This window comes from Gracilibacillus sp. JCM 18966 (assembly GCF_055392695.1).
This window is the reverse complement of the sequence record NZ_AP043883.1, coordinates 2842634-2860660: the sequence shown is the minus strand read 5'-3', so window position 1 is coordinate 2860660 and position 18027 is coordinate 2842634. Positions and strand designations below refer to the sequence as shown.

The following is an 18027-nucleotide window of genomic DNA, read 5'->3' as shown; positions in this document are numbered from 1 at the left end:
CCGTATGTTCTTATGTATGGTGATGAAGTATTGTCTATAGTATATGTAAAAAAGTCGTTATGTATATCACAAAAAGTAAATTCCTTATAATGGAGAGAAAACAAGGCGCGACTTCGCACCTTGTTTTCTGTTTTTATCTATACTATCAGAAATTATAAGATTTTTATTTGTGAATAGTATAAGAAAAACTTGGAACTCGCTATTAAACGAGGCGAATGCCAAGTTTTTCTATGTTATATTATTTTGTCTTACTATTTTCCACAAGTACATCAATCGCTTTTTTGAATTTCAAATCGTCTTTTAGTCCTTGTGTATTTCCACCAAGTGCTTGTTTGATTTGGTCTAATTCCATATTGTACATAGAAGCCATAGATTCTAACTCTTTTTCAATATCTTCTTCCGTTACTTCTACATTCTCTGCATTCGCTACAGCTTCAAGGGTTAAGTTCGTTTTCACACGTTTTTCAGCATCTTCTTTCATTTGCTCTTTTAACGCATCTTCGTCTTGACCAGAGAATTGGAAGTACATATCTAGTGTCATGCCTTGCATTTGTAATCTTTGTTCAAATTCTTGAAGCATACGATCTAATTCAGAGTTGACCATAGCTTCTGGAATTTCAACTTCTGCATTATCAGAAGCTTGTTGAATTAATGCTTCCCTTTTATTGTTTTCCACTTCATTTTCTTTTTGCTCCTGTAGACGTTTCTTAGTCTTCTCTTTTAACTCATCAAGAGATTCCACTTCGTCATCTACATCTTTAGCAAATTCATCATCAAGCTCAGGTAATTCTTTAGCCTTAATTTCATGAATTTTCACTTTGAAAGTTGCTTCTTTTCCAGCAAGGTCTTCTGCATGATATTCTTCTGGGAAAGTAACCTGTACTTCTACATCCTCACCTGCTTTTTTACCAACTAGTTGCTCTTCAAAACCTGGTATGAAAGAACCAGATCCGATTTCAAGAGAATGATTTTCGCCTTTACCACCCTCAAATGCTTCACCATCAACAAAACCTTCAAAGTCAATAACAGCTGTGTCACCGTCTTCGACTGTACCTTCTTCTTTAACAACTAGTTCTGCTTGCTGTTCTTGTTGCTGTTTTAAATCATTTTCGACATCTTCATCTGTAATTTCTGTACTTTCTTCCTCTACTTCTAGGCCTTTATAATCTCCTAGTTCAACTTCTGGCTTTACTGTTACTTTAGCTGTAAAAATAAGATTTTTCCCTTTTTCAATCTGCTCGATATCTACTTCTGGTTGATCCACAGGCTCGATTCCAGTTTCTTCGATCGCATTTGTATATTCACCAGGTAAGATAATATCTACTGCATCTTGATAAAGAGATTCGACACCAAAGCGTTTCTCAAATAAACCTCTAGGCATTTTCCCTTTACGGAAACCAGGGACTTGTACTTGTTTTACAACCTTTTTAAAAGCTTGATCTAAGGCACTATCAAATTTATCTGCATCAACTTCGACAGTTAATACACCGACATTACCTTCTTGTTTCTCCCATTTAGCTGTCATGTAAATTTCCCTCCAACAAATAAATCTGTATATTTGACGTTCATTCAATATACCATCATATAATAGACCGAACGCAAATCGCAACCATCTTATTATAACATAATTGCATTTTCTTTCAATAATAATAATGTATCCGCATGATTTTTGCAATGAAATGGCCACTGCTATTCTCCCTGTCCCTAGGGGGGACAATTTCCATATTATTAGAACATACAGTTACCGTTCCGAAAGTGATGACTATAGACAAGTAATTAGGAGTTTCACGTGTAGTTGAAGAAGTAATCCGCTTTTTCGACTACCCAGTTCGACTATATTAATGTTTCTTTAATTATTATTTGGCGTCAAATGATTCACTTGATTATAATCATGGATTTGCCATTTTTCTTGAATGTATTCAATATTACTAATGCAAGCATTTAGAAGCCTTGTTTTACCTGCTCCGATCTCACCTTCTGAGAACATGGATAAAATAGTATTAATCACTCCACCGTGTGCCACTAACAATATCTTTTTTCCAGCATATCGTTCAATTATATGATCAATTCCTACCATAACTCGTTTATTTAAAGCATTACGGGATTCTATGTTTGGATACTTACTGTCAGGATAACGATTATTCCTCTCTTCGAACGTCATTCCTTCTGCGTCTCCAAACGATCGTTCCGAGAACTCTGCCATCACAATATGTTCGATATTCAAACCTTGATTAATAATCTCCGCTGTTGACTTAGCCCGTTTTAATGGACTTGAAATAATAAGATCCCAATCAAATTCTTGTAAATAACTTCGGCATTCTTCTGCTTGCTTGATTCCATTCTGATTTAGTGGTATATCTGTTTTTCCCTGTAATTTCCCCTGTGCATTCCAATCTGTTTCCCCATGTCTTACTAAACAAACGGAAGTCATCTCAATTACCCCTTTCTTTCCTTGCGATAAATGTAATTGCCTTTGTTTTTAATATAACCTCTCTTTCTTCTCTTTTGATGAGATATTCCTGTGGTCTCACTATTTGTTTGAGCCATTTCCAATCATGAAAATGCTTTTTAAGCTTTTCGATTATTTCTTTGGTAGAAAGATTCAGTTCAATAAATGCTTCAAGCTTCTTGCCAGTCTCACGATCAATTTCTTGTACTTCTGAATTTATAATGATCCCATTTATTCCACCGATTTTCGTTCCCTCCGCCACATGATCAAGAACTTGGTCTAGCATGGGTTCATTACTTATGTGCTCTAAACTAGAAACAGCTAGGATAAGATCATAAGTATCTTGAAAGATTTTATAATTATCGATGTCGGCTTTTACCGGAATAATTTCCTGTTCAACATCATGTTGTTTACTATTATTTCTCAAGTGATTGATAGCAGAATCTAGTAAATCGACACAAACCACTTTCACTCCATTTTTCTTTAGAGCTTTTGCGATTGGTATACTGTTTCTCCCTACACCTGCACCTAAATCTAAAATTTTCAAGTTCTCCTTGTCTTCCAAAAGCGGTATTAGATCCATTAAAGATTTTACAGGCTTATGTAACCAGGACCCTTGTTCAAATAATTGATAGCTTTCATAACATTCATCATGATATTTCCTCTCCTGTTCACGGATAACCTTAATATTGTCCAAGCTTACTCCCTCCGTTAATAATTTCTTGTTTTGCTACACCGAATGTTTGACGACTTAGCATATTTTGAATTTTGGCAACACTTTCATCTGGATTCAAAATAGATGTATTAATTTCTAAATCATATATCCCAGGCTCGTGAACAAACTTTTGCCACTTCTCTACTGGCTCAGGTACTTCGCCGTTTTCATCATATCCCTTACCCCATGTTTTGATTCTTCTATTCATAAGCTCATCCATTTGACAAAAAACTCCTACGAAAGCAACAGGATGATTTTCTAGGATTTTCATACATCTAGGAAGTAGGTTTAGTGGCTTCCGATAAAAATTATGATGACCTACATCAACCACAACATTCAAGCCAGTTCGACTAAAGCTAGCAATAGAATGGTACAAAGATAGATACATTTTTTCTACAATTGGCTCTAAATCAGGTCTCTCTCCACCAGGCCTTAATCCAATTCCCGGCTGATATTGCTTTGGAGTCATATTCATCATTTGGTCGACTCCGAAATTCATCCAAATACCGCCCAATTGCTCCTGGATTTTAGTAGCCATCGTAGACTTACCAGATCGAGGCGGACCATTAAGGATTACTATCTTACCTAATTCATGCTCACTAGTCATACACTTCCTCCTCTTCATTTTTTTGAAACCTAACCCATTTATAAATCGTATACTATATATAGACATTTGGAGGTAGATTTCATGAAAAATCCCTTTGCTAAAGCATCACTTAAACAACTAGAAGAATTAACGCAAGCAAAAACCTTTCAGACAGATAAAGATATAAAAATTCTGGAGAAAATGGACCAACTTTCTGAAACTTGTGACCATTGTCAAAATTATTTAATAGCATTCGAGAAAACATTGGATAAAATAAGCGACGAGGAAGGCGAAAAACAAACTGAAGCAATAAACGCTTATCATTCCCTCGTTAAGAACATTACTTCTCATTTAACAAAAAAGCATAAAATAGTGAAAAAAGGATATTATTTGTCTCTTTATATGCCTCTTGGAACAAGTTTAGGTGTAGTATTTGGGTTACTTTTATTCGATAATCTTGCTTTAGGTATTCCAATTGGTGTAGGACTAGGACTAGCGATTGGAAGTCTGTTGGATGAGGACGCAAAAAAGAAAGGATTAACTATATAACGATTGATGCTTGTCGAACTGTTTTGACAAGCATCAATCGTTTTTATACATCTAAGATGGAACCATATAGCGCTTCAGATAAATCAATCATTTTTATGTATTCTTCCTTCATTCGTTCCCCCTGTAGCACAGACTGAGCATCAAAAACTTCTAAGCTTCTATCCACATAGTATTCTAATGCTTCCGCAAGCAACTGATAATTTTCTTCTTGTGGTAAAAAAGGGACATATACATAAGTAAAACGTTCAAGAATAAATTGGATCATTTGAAAATTTGTTGGTTCATTCTGTTCGATCTCTTCTAAGTACTGGTACACTCCATCATAGAATTTTTGTAAATTAAAAATGGTTGCGTTATTTATTGGAATGGTATCTTTGACCTGAAATTTTTCTATTTCGATATGATCGGTTATATCAGCTTTTCGATAAAATTCTAAAATTGCTGTTTTGACTACGGGATGGATATCACTTGTTACTAACATTTCCCTAAGAAGTGGAATATCTTCACGAATATTCAATGACACTAGCCTTTTAATCATATACCATTGTTGCCTATCGTTTTTTGCGTCAATTGCCTCATTTAATACTTTTAGCACTTCTTGATAGGATTTCTTGTCCTCTTGTTGCTGTAGTTCTTTACTTAATTGATACATTTGCTTTAATTGTTCTTCCATTGCTTCGGTTATGATCCCTTCATCGAGGGCATTTTCAATTAAGTACATTACTTCTTTATATTTACTTGCTTGAAATAATAAGGTTGCGTAAATATGTACATAAGATGCGTAATAGTCGTCCTTCTCAGCAATTAATTGTTCACACAACGACTCAACTTCTTCATCCATATTCAATTCCATCATACAAATCAGTTTTCCTGTGAGTACTTCATGTGAGTGAACGCCGTTTTCTGTTAACTGGTGAAAGTAATCATAAGCTTTTTTGTAATCATTTTCTTGCATGGCTGATTTTGCTTTGCCTTCAAGATCGTCCTTCCACTTTGGAAATATTATAAGATTTTCCTCTTTCATCCTTTCACCTACCTTTCGGTTACTTCTATTATATGGTGTATCGGGTTAAGTAACAAGTTTTGTTAGCTTTGATATTAGTTTGAACAAGCTCACATTTTTTACACTATCGGTATAGAAAAAATTTGATGGCTAACAGTTTGCCATAATAGAAGCTCTCATATAAATGTTTAGCTATATATTCCCAATAAAAATTATTTCAAAACAAGTCAATTATACTATCCAAAAGAAGGTATAGCCCTGAACTACAAAGTAGAATATATGTAGTTATTCGAAATATCTTCTCTGTAAATAGAGTGAATAAATAATTACCTAAAAGCAGTCCAAGTATAACGACAGGTATCACAAATAAGCTTGATTCCCATATTAGTTTGCTAGTCCCAGCAAAGGTAATTTGAGTTAGAAGACTAACGAAATATATGAATAAGTAAAAAGCAAGTGTTGTAGCTCTTAATTTTTCTTTTTTTGTAGCTGTCCCTGTAAAATAAAGTAATAATGGTGGTCCTGGCATTCCAATACTTGTGGTTAAAACTCCTGATAACCCCCCAATAATATAATCTCTAAATGGTGTTGCTTTGATTTTAAATTTCACTATTAATAATAAGGTTAAGAACAAAAGTAGGCAACTTACACTTAATTTAAAAATGCTCAGGTTCATGATTAAAAAAATCACGATACCAAGTGGTATACCAAACAAACTTCCTAGTGTAAATCTTTTAAAAAGTTGGAAATCGACTTCACTTCTAATTTTCCACATTAAAGCTATAGAGATAATTAAAGATAAAATAATATTGATTTGAATCGCTTCTTGTGGCCGAAATAAGTACAATAAAAAAGGGGTTGCCATAATGGAAAAACCAAAACCAGTGCTCGTTTGTAGAATCGATGCTACCAAAATAATTACCATAAAAATAACCAAAGCATCCAAAGAGTCTCCTCCTAGCAGTAATGTTGTAAGTAAATCTTTTTAATAAACCTAGAAAAGATTCGAGCTCCCGTCAAATCACTTTGAAGAAATTTTATAATTACTTAAAGCATTAGATTATTCTACTATAGCATAAAGAAAACATCTACTTAACCTTGTTTCAACTATATTAATACGGATGCAGCTATTCACTATAATAAGAACGTAAACTTTTTACCAAATAATGAAGGATAATGTTGTTTAATAGCATATCTTGAAGCTTTCTTTTCAGCCAAATGTGCAAAAAATTAAATCTAAAATCAAAGCAATCTAGAAGAAATCTACAACCAATTATTTGCTACGATAAACAGTAAGTTTGAATTAATAATAGGAGGTCTTGGAATGGGAACAAATAAACCAGTAACGATGACAGTTGAAACGACAGTTCATGCTCCTATTGGAAAGTGTGGGAGTATTGAACGAAGCCAGAGCACATTACAAAGTGGTATTTTGCTACTGATGATTAGCATGCACCAAACGCCGAAAATGATTTAAGGGTTGGAGGAAAATGCGTTACCAGAATGGAAGCAAAAGACGGGAGTTTGGGTTTTGATATTAGTGGGGTTTAAGCTGAATTGAGAAAAAATGAAATTATCGGATTTACTCTTGATGATGGACGAAAAGATACTGTAACTTTTATTGACCATGAAAACGAGACTAGGATTACGGAAGCTTTTGAAGCAGAGGACACTAATGAAATCGCAATGCCAAAAAAGGATGGCAAGCAATTGTAGACAATTTCAGAAAATATATTGATTATTCTAACTAACTGTTAGAAGTCTTGCACGGTAATATTCTTTTTTACTAAATACGAAACTTATAATCTGTCTCATTATTTTCTTCTGGAGCACCCATACAGTGCCTCCTTTTTTAGATTAACAAGCTGTTTACTGCAATTCATAATATAGTTATTTTATAATCCTAATTCAGTATTTATCGCTGTGACTTTTTTTAATATTGATTTTTTCGATAAAATGGTCGAAAACCATCTTGTGTTCTCCAATCCTCAATAAACCACTCTATTAGTTATTCATAAAGTTGTTTGTTTTAAATGGTCATACTCATTGTAATGGTTCTATTTTTGAATCCTAATTTTTCATAAAGTTTATTCGCTTGATTTCCTGCATATACACTTAAACGAACCTCTGAATATCCATCTTGTTTAAAATGGTCGATACCAGTTTCCATCAATTGTTTTGAAATTCCATTTCCCCTAAATTCATCTAACACATATAATTCATAAATAAATCCACATATCTTTTCAGTAAATTGGTCTTTACTTGTTCCTATAAGAATCCAACCCATTAGATTATTGCCTTCAGTTGCTATCAAATAATAGCTTCCTTTCTTCAATAATGGTTCAACAAGTTGTTTGACTTTTTCATCTGACGGATTTGCCTCGCCTAATGTACCATCGAATAATGCTTGTGGTGCAAGTGATAAAATCTTTTTATATTCCGAATCATTAGGTTTTCTAATTTCCATAAATGGAGTTCTCCTCTCCCAATATCTATAAGCCCATTGCCCGTTAATAACCTTTTTTCAGCACCACATTCAGTATAGAGCCCCAAATTATTATGTTCTTTTGGTACTTTTTAATTTAAGAAAAAACCGCTATAAACATTGATATGACAACATTTACAGCGGTTTTCGCATTTTTATTTTCTTACTTATTCTTACGTGGTAACGTCCCAGGAGAGATTCGAACTCCCGACCCACAGCTTAGAAGGCTGTTGCTCTATCCTGCTGAGCTACTGGGACATGGAGCGGGTGAAGGGAATCGAACCCTCGACATCAGCTTGGAAGGCTGAGGTTTTACCACTAAACTACACCCGCGCATTATTATTAATAGTATTATAAAATTGTATATGACGCCCATCATGCTCCTGCATCTTCTAGCTTAACCAATGATGATGGATGCTTCGGAGCAACTCGCCGGTTACTCGGTGGATGCATTGCTCGTGGCTGAGGTTTTACCACTAAACTACACCCGCATTTATTCTTCTGTTTTAAGTAAGATCTGATTCATTTGAAAAGTTATGTAAGTATCCGACTTTTTAGCGGACAAGTAATATTATATAAACATTGCCGATAAAAGTCAACACTTTCTTTGGATTCTTTCTTATTTTTTGATCAACAGGGAGTTACCCTGTTGATCTGACTATGCCAAGGATGTCTGATAAGCTAAAGCTGAAATTTCATCTCCATCTTTTGTATAAAAATTCACTGATATCTCCTTTAGAGCCTCATCTGCAGATAAAAGCACATAGGAACCTGGGTGTGAAGTTCGTGGTAATCTAATGCTACCAGGATTTATAAAAAGCTTATTCTCGACCTTCTCTACTCCAGGAATGTGAGAATGACCAAAACAAACAATATTCGCACCTTCCTCATCGGCACGATAGGAAATGGGCATTAATGTTGTCTTTATTTGGTGTAAATGGCCATGTGCTACGAAAAAATGAAATTTACCAACCTCAAAAGAGAGCTCTTCAGGTAGCTTACTATCAAAGTCCATGTTTCCTTGCACTGTATGTATCCCTTCCAGTTCCCTACTATCATGTGATAGTTCTGAATCACCACAATGAATCATGGCATCAACCTCGTGCTGGTGACGCTGTTTTATTTCCATTACTTCCTCTTCCCAGCCATGACTATCACTTATTATTAGTACCTTTAACATAATTTCATCCCCTTGCAACACATATCAGTATCTATAATTGTTCTACCCACTTCTTTAACTGGTCTAACGCTTTTTTTCGGTGACTTATTTGATTTTTTTCTTCTGGTCTCATCTCAGCCATCGTTCTCCTACTATTTAGGGGATAAAAAATAGGATCATATCCAAAACCGTGCTCACCCTTTACTTGATAACCGATGGTCCCCTCACATTCTCCACGTGTAAAGAAGGTCTCTTTGGCTGGCTGTGACACGGCTAAAACACAAACAAATCGTGCGGTTCGGTTTTCTTCTGAAGTACCTTGTAATTCGGACAGTACTTTCTCTATATTTGCTTGATCATCTTTGTCCTCACCTGCATACCTAGCAGAATATACTCCTGGTGCACCATTTAATGCATCCACAACTAATCCAGAATCATCTGCAATGACAGTAACACCGAACTTATTCGAGATAGCTTCTGCCTTAATCGCTGCGTTTTCCTCAAAGGTTGATCCTGTCTCTTCAATATCCTCTATTCCTTCTATATCTAATAATGACTTCACTTGGATAGAAAAAGGGGAGAATAATTGTTCGAAATCCCTAATTTTCCCTTTATTCTTTGTCGCAATAATTAATTCTTTCATGATATAACTCCTCAACTTATATCTAACATGTCTTTATATGATTGAATAGCATCTTCTTGTATTTTAAATATCTCATTCAATCCTTTATCTGCTAAATCTAGCATCGTCATTAGTTGATTTCGAGTAAAGGTAGCTTCTTCACCTGTACCTTGTAATTCGACAAATTCGCCTTTACCAGTCATGACAACATTCATATCGACATGTGCTATACTATCCTCTACATATTCTAAATCCAGGATTTCTGTTCCATCAGGCAAAACACCTACGGAAATAGCTGCTAAATAATCCTTGATAGGTAATTCTTTCAGAACATCTTTTTCGACGAGTTTTCCTAACGCCAATACCATTGCAACAAAAGCCCCAGTAATAGATGCAGTTCTAGTCCCTCCATCCGCTTGAATGACATCACAGTCAATCCAAATCGTCCTCTCTCCAATGGCATCCAAATCGACTACTGCACGTAAAGACCGTCCAATCAAACGTTGAATCTCCATTGTTCGTCCAGATACTTTTCCCTTCGATGATTCACGAATATTACGGGTTTCTGTTGCCCTCGGAAGCATTGCATATTCTGCTGTTATCCAGCCTTTCCCAGAACCTCTCATAAATGGTGGAACTCTATCCTCAACACTCGCATTACAAATAACTTTCGTATCTCCGACTGTTATTAATACAGATCCTTCTGCATGTTTCGTAAAATTAGTAATAATATCAATATTCCTTAATTGATTTACTTCTCTCCCTGACTCTCGCATCTAACTTCCTCCTAACATTCTTTTTTATCTTAACATATTTTTGGATAACAGTTGAGGTTTCATACACCAATTGATCTAAAATTATTAATAAAATAAGAAAGCCTCACACATTAAAGTATGAGGCTTCATCTATCTAAATGCTTTCTGTTGGCACGACCATGTCTTTAGAGACAGGCTCATTGTATGGCTGTTCTTTTTCATTGAAAACTTGCTCATGGTTTTCAACCATTACCTCGACGGCATTGATTCCTTCCTGCTCCGTTAATGTTAAGACAATCGACTTCATTACCTCATCTGCAATCACACTTTTTTCACTATTAGATAGAATATTTTCATTAAAAGTTAAGGACAGTACGCCATCCTTCATAACAGGTTCTGCTGTAAGAGCAGAACCTGTATTCATATAAGGTGTCAGTGGAAGATCAAATCCTGGCCCATCAAGTAATGCTTGTACAATATTTTGATAAGCATTATCGCCAGTAGTTTCTACATGCTGTGTAATCGGAACAAAATAAACAGATTCCTCACCTTGCATTGGAAAGTAAAGCGTAGTTGCTTTACTTTCCATGAAATCTACTCCAGCAGCTTGATGAACATTAATTCCATTTGCTCTTGAATATCCATTTTCTATAGGGGTTCCATTTACCGGCATTTCTGATAATGCTTGACCGTCAATACGAAGCTGTACATTTTCCACATTTTCAAATTGTGTTAAAGTATATGTCATTGCTTCTAAGATTTTGGCTTCATTTTCCGCTTCATAATTCTTAAATTCCTCGGAGACATCCACAATTAAGGTTCCTTCCTCCAAATTCAGTGATAATATTTCTGTTCCAGCAGGAAGTACAGCTTGGAATCCTGTTGGGAGCATGGAACTTACAGGACCGTCTTTTACTAAATACTCTAATACTTGTTTTGCTACTTCTTTAGATGCAGGTGTTGGCAATTCTACTTCATGTGGTACGACTAATCCGTTTTGATCAATTAAATAAAGCATTCTTGAGACAGATTCTCCTGTAGTGGAGGATTCTTCGTCTTCCGTTTGTCCTTCATTATCATCCTCTACAATTCCTTCTTCTCCACCCTCTTCTGTCCCATCACCTGTATCTTCAGATTCCTCTGGTGCATTTTCTAAATCATCTGTAAATTGTGCATCTTCAGGAGGAGAATCAATTTGTTCTAAAGTCTGCTCTCCTTTAAACACCCCACATCCACTTAAAAACAACAAACTCAATAATAGTAAGCCTACCACTTTTTTTGTTAAATCGATTTTCATAACCGATACCTCCTACGATGGTTTGTACTATTATATATACGAGCTATCAGGTAAAATAGACCAAAAAAAGAAACATGAGATCAATATCCCATGCTTTGTACTTCTGCTAATTCAATTTTCTCAACGATATCAATATTTTGCTTGAGCCATTTCGAAGCAATTTTTTTAAAAATTTCAGGGTCTCCTGTTGTATAAAAAGAATGCTTTGGCTTGCGATCGCCTGTATATAGCTTACTATTGTAACCTAAAATTGTACTGACCTCACGTGCGGTTTCTTCCCCTGAAGAAATTACAATAACTCTAGGCCCCATTACCTCCTGTATTAACTCACGAATCATTGGATAATGTGTACAACCAAGGATTAATGTATCCATCTCTTTATGTTTTTTTAAAGGTAATAACGATTTATGCACAATTTCATAAGCTAGATCTCCAGAAATAAGTCCTTTTTCTACCATTGGTACAAATCTAGGGCAAGCTAAATCATATACGTTAATTCCTTCATTGATATGTTTTAAGGTAGAGGGATAAGCTTTACTGCCTATCGTACCTTCAGTTCCAATAACACCAATTTCATAGCTTCTTGAATGTGTAATTGCTGCTCTTGCACCTGGTTGAATAACCCCTATCACCGGTATATCTAATTCCTCTCGCAATAAATCTAAAGTAAATGCAGTCGCTGTATTACACGCTACAACAAGCATTTTGATTTGTTTTGTTTGTAAAAAACGGACCATTTCCCATGTATATTGAATTACCTCTTCCTTCGGCCTAGGCCCATATGGGCATCTTTCCGTATCTCCCAAATAAATGATCGATTCTTTTGGTAACTGTCGCATTAATTCGATTGCTACTGTTAATCCACCTACTCCTGAATCAATCACGCCAATTGGTTGCTTCATTTCATCGCCTCTTTGTTTGTTCATTCGTTCTTTTTTTCCCTCATTTCCGCATGTAAAACATGTAATAAGTGGGAAAGTTGTTGGATGTCATCTTCTTTTACATTTGCTAATACTTCACCTAAATAGTCTTTTCGTTTTTCAATTACTTCTTTTATGATTTTTTTTCCTTCATCAAGTAAGTGAATCCGTACCACTCTTCGGTCTTTCTTGTCTTTTACTCTCTCGACAACATTTATTTTCTCCATTCGATCCACTAAATCAGTTGTCGTACTAAATGCGAGATGAATTTTATTGGAAAGTTCTCCCAACGTCATATCACCGTATTCTAACAGGAATTGAAGTGCAACAAATTGTGGCGCAGTTATCGGATAATTATGTAAGATCTCCCTGCCCTTTTGTTTGATAATTCCTGCGATATAACGCAATTCTTTTTCAATATCCGCAATTGTATCGTCTGAAGCATGTTTTGACAAGTTAAAATCCTCCCCCTTTTTCGATTAAGTCTTACGAAGTTTTTATACACAAGTATATATAGTATATCGTTTTTTGATTTTTGTGTGTCGTAGTGAATGATGTAAAATTTGATTCAGCACAAAAAAGCACTATTATTATGATATCGAAATATTTACAATTTAGCATCTTTTAAGATTTAGGCATAAAAAAATTGCTAAGCACCTATGTTTAGCAATTTTTACATTTTTAAATAATCATTGATATGTTTAACTATCTTTGTTAAATGTTTCATTATTGCGTGAGGATACTATAGTAAAATAGAGTATAAAATTTAAAAATCCTGTCGAAAAGCTCTACTAGTATTCGATAAATGTTATAATAGATTCATCAATAGATCGGCTTCATATGAGGGGTGGCACACCTTGTTGTACCTTCTTTGGATTTGTCCAATAGAAGGGAGGTGATGCTTATGGATATCGAAAACGTATTAACACTAATGATCTCTTTTGGGATGTTAGTTGCGTTTATCATGTCCGATAAAAATAAAAAATAACCCCTCATATGCTTTTGCGTAGGCTCTGAGGGATTATCTCCTGAAGTGCCGCCCCTCTTAACGGGGTTCGGTCTATTGTAACCGTAAGCGTTGCACCGCTTACGGTTTTTATATGTTATGATTTTCTAATTACATTATACCCGAAATTCTTAAAATGTTAAACAATTAAAATGTAATTTTTTATCTTTGTTAAACCTTTTGTAAATGAGTATCCTTAAAACTTGTCGTATATTTCAAGCCAAATCCACAAAGTCGATCGATCGCAATGTGGATGATCCAAATAATTGCGATAGGGATAATGATTGACCAATGGAATATCACGCCTGAAATTAATAAAATTATTGGAAAAATATAAGTATGGAATATGTTGTACAACTTAGCACCGATGCTTTGATTAATAGCATAACCAAGCATTGATATATCTGGCACCAATAGAAGAACAAAGAATAGCAACCAGCTAAATTCATTGATATAATAAAAATAAAGACACAAAATCAATACCGCCAGTCCTTCTAAATGCAAATATGCTCTATTCATTGTTTAGAGTCACCTCCATTCGCTTTTTTTTTAAATTCAGCCCAAATTAAGTAAACGACATCATATTCATCCAAATTCTCTTTTAAGCTTTGATAGAATTCAGGACCCGGGGATTCGATACTATCTCCTTCGATCTGAAATAAAAAACTTCCAATTAGCATTTCTTCCTTTACTTTTTGTTCCATCAATAAGGGAGAATCTGATAAACCAAGCAAATACTCTGATTCACTATCTTTAAGGTGATCATACATGATATTAGAACTAGTACTACCTTTACTTATAATCCCAGATCTAATCTCAAGTTGATTACCATCCTCGCTATTTGTTGAAAACGTAAGGACTATAGTTCCATCACCAATTTTTTCTGTTGAAATCGAATCCCATTTTTTTATCAACTTACCAGATTTATATTTTTCGAACCTTATGGATACTTTGTTATCCTCCCCTATTAAATTAAAGTCAGTAATTAAAAATTGATCTGTAGTCGTAGTAAGAATTCCATTCTCTTTTGCAGTTAAATTTGCTTGGACAATAACATTTTCTTCTTTTTCTTTATGAGTTTCTTCAGTACTACAACTAATCACCATACATAACGTACTCATAAACCATAAAAGCTTCAAAACAAATTTCATATTTCGTACCTCCAACTGCTTTACAAGAGCACCCCTATCCATCTGTGATTATTTATTCGTACTCTCACTTAACAGCATTAGAAAATAACTGGTCAAGTAGAATAGGCAGGTTATGCCAAAGAAAGAATACATACTTTGAGTTAGCCCAGTATATAGACTTAATGGAAAGGACCATATAAATGCGATAAGCATAGGAACCTTTTTACGTCTCCATGCTGCATAGATAGCAAGACAAGCCGGAAGGGCAAGCAATAAAGTCGTTCTAAAAAAAGGTTCAATACCTATTAGATCATTATACGGATTCATAAAATGAAAAGAAAACCAAAGTAATAAACTAGATAATCCTGCTATAGTGCCAATAATTCTTGAAGCCATAGAGACCTACCCCTTATTTTCATCAGATTTTTCTTATTCTGTTAGTTTTTCCTCAAATTTAGAATACATGTTTTACTCTTTTTTCTTATGCTAATCCTGCTATTTTGCCATATACGACAATATCTTCGAAGCGATCATTTATCCATTCAGCTTGTTGCATAATGCCTTCTTTTACAAATCCAAGCCTTTCAGGGATTGCCCGACTTTTCTTATTATTTACTGCTGCCTTTATTTCCACACGGTTAATGGATAGTTGATTAAATGCATAATCAGTCAGTGCTTCCACTGATTTAGTCATTATTCCTTTTCCTTCATAATTTTTATCCAGCCAATAGCCAATTTGTACACTCTTATTTGACCAATCAATTTGGTTAAATCCTGCGACTCCGACCACTTTTCCTTTCCATACAATAAAGGTGACCATACTTTTCTGATCTATGTAATCTTGCCGACTTATTTGTATAAACTTTCTCGAATTTTCAACCGTTTTGGTAAAGTCAACCCATGGAAGCCATTCACGTAAATACTCTCGAGATCGATCTGTTAACTGAAAAATTCGATCTGCATCCTTTAGTTCTGGGAATTTCAATGAGATATTTTGATTTATGTAATAAGTGAACATGACTCTCTCCTTTATAATTGGAATGCTGTTATTATTTTTTGTGCAACTTGTTTTGGGCTAAGAAATGTATTATTGATCCTAATATAATACGCTTCTTCTATTTCACCATTAGTAGAATTCAGACGATATTTCTCAATCGAATTTTTTAGCTCTTGTTCAGATCTATTAATATTTCGTTTGGAAGGTTTTTCCTTCAATCGGTTAGGTGTTCGATTTCGCTCTAATCTCGTATCTATATTTGCTTCTAATTCTACAAAGTAAACTTCTGCTCCGTTCGAACGGAATATATGACAAAAACGTTCCACCTCTTTCCAATCTTGTTCTAGGTTAAATGCCCATACATAAGTGAAAATCATCCCAAGCTGATCTGTTTGCACAAATGATTGGAAAATTTTCTCGCGAAAGTGAGAGGACAAATGAAACATCTCTGAAGTGAAGTCAAAAAATGGATGAAGTAACTCTATGGTCATATGGTTGTGAAATAATTTTAAGCCTGTTAAATTCGATAGTTCTTTACCAACAGTCATTTTCCCCACTGCCTGAGGTCCAAATATAAGGATAAATTTCAAAATATCCCCCTCCTCTTACTCGTTAAATAAAAAAATATTGTTATAATTTCTATAATGCTTAAATCTATATTAACATTTTTTTCTAATAACGAGAATGAGGATAATAAAAATCGAATTCACTATATTTTTAAGTGAACTCGATTATACAACAGTGAGACACGTTCCTTTAAATTAAATCCCAATCAACTGGAGTACCCTTTGGAATATTCTTCTTAACCGTTTTGCCTAATAAAATGTCATAATATTTTGGTGGTAAGCCATATCCAGGTCGGATAACTCGCATATTCTCTTTTGTAATTTTTTCACCCTTCTTCATATTATCTACAATATATAAGGATCGTCGATATTTTTTGGATGGGGTTTCTGCTTTAGTTGTTCCATAATGTATGTGGCCTAATCCCTGCCATGCTCGTTTGGCTTCCGCTACAAGGACCTTCCATTCGTCAGGCTCTAAGGAAAACTGGGAGTCCACGCCACCTTCTGCTCTGGATAAGGTTAGGTGTTTTTCAATGACTGTTGCCCCTAATGCAATACTTGCTAATGCTACTCCCGAACCTAGCGTATGATCTGAAAGGCCAATTTGACACTGAAACAAATCCTCCATATGAGGGATCGTTCGTACATTACTATTTTCTGGTGTTGCAGGGTATGTACTCGTACACTTGAGTAATACCATTTCAGTGCAGCCAGCCTCTCTTGCTGTTTTTACTGTCTCCTCAATCTCGGCAGCACTACACATACCTGTTGAAATAATCATAGGTTTTTTAGTCTGGGCAACTTTTTTAATTAAAGGTAAATCGGTACACTCAAACGATGCGATTTTATACATAGGAACTTGTAAACTTTCTAAAAAATCGACCGCTGTTTCATCAAACGGTGAACTGAATCCAATAATACCCAGTTCTCTACATTTATCAAATATAGCTTCATGCCATTCCCATGGTGTATAGGCTTCTTGATACAATTGATATAAGGACTTATTCTTCCATAAGCTCTCTTGATCACGAATGACAAAATCGTCCATTTTTGTTTCATTCAAAGTCATGGTGTCTGCTGTATATGTCTGAATCTTTAAAGCATCAACCCCAGCTTCTGCTGCTGCTTCGACTATTTGCAAAGCCCGTTCTAATGACTGATTATGATTTCCTGACATTTCTGCAATGATAAAGGGCGAATGATTCTTGCCAATAAAACGTTCTCCTATAACGATGTCTCTCATCTTTTCCCTCCTTTATTTTCTAGGAGACCTTCACGGACTATCTTCCATTGTTCGTGTAGTAAAGCCATCGGGATAACATCTATAAACAAACCTTCCTTTCGAACATGCTCCACAAATTTACCTTCTGCTTCAAATCCTAGCTTCTTGTGAAAATGCAAGCTTACCTCATTGGTCTGAATCACTTCTGCACAAACTTTATGCATTCCTTCTTCCTGAAACATTTTATCCAATGCCAAAATACTCATTACGGTCCCTGCGCCTTTTGGTGCTGCCTCTACTCCAATATAAAAACCCCAGTAACATCTAGCATGTGTCTGATTAATGTCAAAAAACTGAACAAGTCCTAATGGCTGATTGCCATGATAAAAGATCATTACCTTTTTTTGAGGATTATTCATTAGATGCTGAAACCACTCAAGGTGCTCCTTCCATGTGATAAGATGATCATCATACATAAATGCTCGAACCCTTTTTGAGTTACGCCATTGCAAAATAAGGCTTAGTTCTTTCTCTGATAAAGCTTTTAATGTGAATTCATCCATATA

General features: G+C 35.1%; 23 protein-coding genes and 2 tRNA genes. 3 read left to right on the top strand and 22 right to left on the bottom strand.

The genetic code is table 11. The annotated features are described in order from the left end of the window. Positions 1-238: 238 nt before the first annotated feature. The 4 genes from tig to ACZ5N5_RS13685 all read right to left on the bottom strand — a co-directional run bounded on the left by tig (position 239) and on the right by ACZ5N5_RS13685 (position 3771). Positions 239-1525: a trigger factor gene (gene tig / locus ACZ5N5_RS13700; protein WP_464372659.1), complete on the bottom strand. Its 1287-nt coding sequence runs from the start codon at positions 1523-1525 to the stop codon at positions 239-241. A gap of 324 nt (positions 1526-1849) precedes the next feature. Beyond that, complete coding sequence (locus tag ACZ5N5_RS13695) at positions 1850-2431, bottom strand: histidine phosphatase family protein (protein ID WP_109983981.1); 582 nt, start codon at positions 2429-2431, stop codon at positions 1850-1852. 1 nt (position 2432) lies between these two features. After that, positions 2433-3146: a class I SAM-dependent methyltransferase gene (locus ACZ5N5_RS13690; RefSeq protein WP_054787846.1), complete on the bottom strand. Its 714-nt coding sequence runs from the start codon at positions 3144-3146 to the stop codon at positions 2433-2435. Further along, positions 3133-3771 (bottom strand): chloramphenicol phosphotransferase CPT family protein, encoded by a 639-nt coding sequence (locus ACZ5N5_RS13685; RefSeq protein WP_464368142.1) that lies wholly within the window; start codon positions 3769-3771, stop codon positions 3133-3135. Before ACZ5N5_RS13685 ends, ACZ5N5_RS13690 begins: the two co-directional genes overlap by 14 nt. Before the next feature lie 81 nt (positions 3772-3852). Between ACZ5N5_RS13685 and ACZ5N5_RS13680 the strand changes: the two genes are divergently transcribed. Beyond that, positions 3853-4299 (top strand): hypothetical protein, encoded by a 447-nt coding sequence (locus ACZ5N5_RS13680; protein WP_464372658.1) that lies wholly within the window; start codon positions 3853-3855, stop codon positions 4297-4299. Positions 4300-4342: 43 nt separating this feature from the next. On the opposite strand, the gene ACZ5N5_RS13675 is transcribed toward ACZ5N5_RS13680, so the two are convergent. Both ACZ5N5_RS13675 and ACZ5N5_RS13670 read right to left on the bottom strand, forming a co-directional pair. Beyond that, positions 4343-5323, bottom strand: coding sequence for a hypothetical protein (locus ACZ5N5_RS13675; RefSeq protein WP_464372657.1), 981 nt, complete (start codon positions 5321-5323; stop codon positions 4343-4345). Positions 5324-5519: 196 nt separating this feature from the next. Continuing rightward, positions 5520-6248 (bottom strand): sulfite exporter TauE/SafE family protein, encoded by a 729-nt coding sequence (locus ACZ5N5_RS13670; RefSeq protein WP_464372656.1) that lies wholly within the window; start codon positions 6246-6248, stop codon positions 5520-5522. 378 nt (positions 6249-6626) lie between these two features. Here ACZ5N5_RS13670 and ACZ5N5_RS13665 point away from each other — a divergent pair, with 378 nt between their 5' ends. Then, on the top strand, positions 6627-6779 hold the full coding sequence (locus tag ACZ5N5_RS13665; RefSeq protein ID WP_464372655.1) for a hypothetical protein: 153 nt from the start codon (positions 6627-6629) through the stop codon (positions 6777-6779). An 80-nt stretch (positions 6780-6859) separates the two neighbouring features. Next, the gene (locus ACZ5N5_RS13660; RefSeq protein ID WP_342767730.1) at positions 6860-7018 is read left to right on the top strand and encodes an SRPBCC family protein; all 159 of its coding nucleotides are present in this window, start codon (positions 6860-6862) and stop codon (positions 7016-7018) included. A 313-nt stretch (positions 7019-7331) separates the two neighbouring features. Here ACZ5N5_RS13660 and ACZ5N5_RS13655 read toward each other — a convergent pair whose 3' ends face one another. The 16 genes from ACZ5N5_RS13655 to pseH all read right to left on the bottom strand — a co-directional run bounded on the left by ACZ5N5_RS13655 (position 7332) and on the right by pseH (position 18024). Next, on the bottom strand, positions 7332-7769 hold the full coding sequence (locus ACZ5N5_RS13655) for a GNAT family N-acetyltransferase (protein WP_054787851.1): 438 nt from the start codon (positions 7767-7769) through the stop codon (positions 7332-7334). 202 nt (positions 7770-7971) lie between these two features. Further along, positions 7972-8045, bottom strand: a tRNA-Arg gene (locus tag ACZ5N5_RS13650). Position 8046: 1 nt separating this feature from the next. Beyond that, positions 8047-8120 (bottom strand) — tRNA-Gly (locus ACZ5N5_RS13645). A 325-nt stretch (positions 8121-8445) separates the two neighbouring features. After that, on the bottom strand, positions 8446-8967 hold the full coding sequence (locus ACZ5N5_RS13640; RefSeq protein ID WP_054787852.1) for a metallophosphoesterase family protein: 522 nt from the start codon (positions 8965-8967) through the stop codon (positions 8446-8448). Positions 8968-8998: 31 nt separating this feature from the next. Further along, complete coding sequence (locus ACZ5N5_RS13635) at positions 8999-9589, bottom strand: XTP/dITP diphosphatase (RefSeq protein WP_109983977.1); 591 nt, start codon at positions 9587-9589, stop codon at positions 8999-9001. Between the two features lie 11 nt (positions 9590-9600). Continuing rightward, positions 9601-10344, bottom strand: coding sequence for a ribonuclease PH (rph, locus tag ACZ5N5_RS13630; protein ID WP_054787854.1), 744 nt, complete (start codon positions 10342-10344; stop codon positions 9601-9603). Positions 10345-10477: 133 nt separating this feature from the next. Further along, on the bottom strand, positions 10478-11620 hold the full coding sequence (locus tag ACZ5N5_RS13625) for a GerMN domain-containing protein (protein ID WP_109983976.1): 1143 nt from the start codon (positions 11618-11620) through the stop codon (positions 10478-10480). Between the two features lie 80 nt (positions 11621-11700). After that, entirely contained in the window at positions 11701-12522 is an 822-nt protein-coding gene (gene racE, locus ACZ5N5_RS13620; protein WP_109983975.1) for a glutamate racemase, read from the bottom strand. Between the two features lie 20 nt (positions 12523-12542). Continuing rightward, on the bottom strand, positions 12543-12995 hold the full coding sequence (locus ACZ5N5_RS13615; protein ID WP_464372654.1) for a MarR family winged helix-turn-helix transcriptional regulator: 453 nt from the start codon (positions 12993-12995) through the stop codon (positions 12543-12545). Positions 12996-13717: 722 nt separating this feature from the next. Continuing rightward, positions 13718-14065 carry a DUF4260 family protein gene (locus tag ACZ5N5_RS13610; RefSeq protein WP_054787855.1) on the bottom strand — a complete coding sequence of 116 codons (348 nt, stop codon included), beginning with the start codon at positions 14063-14065 and terminating at the stop codon, positions 13718-13720. Further along, entirely contained in the window at positions 14062-14697 is a 636-nt protein-coding gene (locus tag ACZ5N5_RS13605) for a hypothetical protein (protein WP_464368144.1), read from the bottom strand. The genes ACZ5N5_RS13610 and ACZ5N5_RS13605 overlap by 4 nt, the downstream gene beginning before the upstream one ends. A gap of 48 nt (positions 14698-14745) precedes the next feature. Then, a complete protein-coding gene (locus tag ACZ5N5_RS13600; RefSeq protein ID WP_464372653.1) occupies positions 14746-15072 on the bottom strand; it encodes a hypothetical protein in 327 nt (108 codons plus the stop codon). An 85-nt stretch (positions 15073-15157) separates the two neighbouring features. Then, entirely contained in the window at positions 15158-15694 is a 537-nt protein-coding gene (locus ACZ5N5_RS13595; protein ID WP_054787858.1) for a GNAT family N-acetyltransferase, read from the bottom strand. Between the two features lie 11 nt (positions 15695-15705). Beyond that, on the bottom strand, positions 15706-16263 hold the full coding sequence (locus ACZ5N5_RS13590; protein WP_277678292.1) for an AAA family ATPase: 558 nt from the start codon (positions 16261-16263) through the stop codon (positions 15706-15708). 166 nt (positions 16264-16429) lie between these two features. After that, positions 16430-17482, bottom strand: a complete 1053-nt coding sequence (gene pseI / locus ACZ5N5_RS13585; RefSeq protein ID WP_277678293.1) for a pseudaminic acid synthase — start codon at positions 17480-17482, stop codon at positions 16430-16432. Next, positions 17479-18024 (bottom strand): UDP-4-amino-4,6-dideoxy-N-acetyl-beta-L-altrosamine N-acetyltransferase, encoded by a 546-nt coding sequence (gene pseH / locus ACZ5N5_RS13580; RefSeq protein ID WP_464372652.1) that lies wholly within the window; start codon positions 18022-18024, stop codon positions 17479-17481. Before pseH ends, pseI begins: the two co-directional genes overlap by 4 nt. Positions 18025-18027: the final 3 nt, after the last annotated feature.

What these genes read in the sequence shown, in the direction of transcription:
- ACZ5N5_RS13685 (WP_464368142.1), bottom strand. Translation starts at nt 3,771, where the DNA reads ATGACTAGTGAGCATGAATTAGGTAAGATAGTAATCCTTAATGGTCCG.
- racE (WP_109983975.1), bottom strand. Translation starts at nt 12,522, where the DNA reads ATGAAGCAACCAATTGGCGTGATTGATTCAGGAGTAGGTGGATTAACA.
- ACZ5N5_RS13625 (WP_109983976.1), bottom strand. Translation starts at nt 11,620, where the DNA reads ATGAAAATCGATTTAACAAAAAAAGTGGTAGGCTTACTATTATTGAGT.
- ACZ5N5_RS13695 (WP_109983981.1), bottom strand. Translation starts at nt 2,431, where the DNA reads ATGACTTCCGTTTGTTTAGTAAGACATGGGGAAACAGATTGGAATGCA.
- ACZ5N5_RS13680 (WP_464372658.1), top strand. Translation starts at nt 3,853, where the DNA reads ATGAAAAATCCCTTTGCTAAAGCATCACTTAAACAACTAGAAGAATTA.
- tig (WP_464372659.1), bottom strand. Translation starts at nt 1,525, where the DNA reads ATGACAGCTAAATGGGAGAAACAAGAAGGTAATGTCGGTGTATTAACT.
- ACZ5N5_RS13665 (WP_464372655.1), top strand. Translation starts at nt 6,627, where the DNA reads ATGGGAACAAATAAACCAGTAACGATGACAGTTGAAACGACAGTTCAT.
- ACZ5N5_RS13655 (WP_054787851.1), bottom strand. Translation starts at nt 7,769, where the DNA reads ATGGAAATTAGAAAACCTAATGATTCGGAATATAAAAAGATTTTATCA.
- ACZ5N5_RS13600 (WP_464372653.1), bottom strand. Translation starts at nt 15,072, where the DNA reads ATGGCTTCAAGAATTATTGGCACTATAGCAGGATTATCTAGTTTATTA.
- ACZ5N5_RS13635 (WP_109983977.1), bottom strand. Translation starts at nt 9,589, where the DNA reads ATGAAAGAATTAATTATTGCGACAAAGAATAAAGGGAAAATTAGGGAT.
- pseH (WP_464372652.1), bottom strand. Translation starts at nt 18,024, where the DNA reads ATGGATGAATTCACATTAAAAGCTTTATCAGAGAAAGAACTAAGCCTT.
- ACZ5N5_RS13675 (WP_464372657.1), bottom strand. Translation starts at nt 5,323, where the DNA reads ATGAAAGAGGAAAATCTTATAATATTTCCAAAGTGGAAGGACGATCTT.
- ACZ5N5_RS13595 (WP_054787858.1), bottom strand. Translation starts at nt 15,694, where the DNA reads ATGTTCACTTATTACATAAATCAAAATATCTCATTGAAATTCCCAGAA.
- ACZ5N5_RS13610 (WP_054787855.1), bottom strand. Translation starts at nt 14,065, where the DNA reads ATGAATAGAGCATATTTGCATTTAGAAGGACTGGCGGTATTGATTTTG.
- ACZ5N5_RS13640 (WP_054787852.1), bottom strand. Translation starts at nt 8,967, where the DNA reads ATGTTAAAGGTACTAATAATAAGTGATAGTCATGGCTGGGAAGAGGAA.
- pseI (WP_277678293.1), bottom strand. Translation starts at nt 17,482, where the DNA reads ATGAGAGACATCGTTATAGGAGAACGTTTTATTGGCAAGAATCATTCG.
- ACZ5N5_RS13605 (WP_464368144.1), bottom strand. Translation starts at nt 14,697, where the DNA reads ATGAAATTTGTTTTGAAGCTTTTATGGTTTATGAGTACGTTATGTATG.
- rph (WP_054787854.1), bottom strand. Translation starts at nt 10,344, where the DNA reads ATGCGAGAGTCAGGGAGAGAAGTAAATCAATTAAGGAATATTGATATT.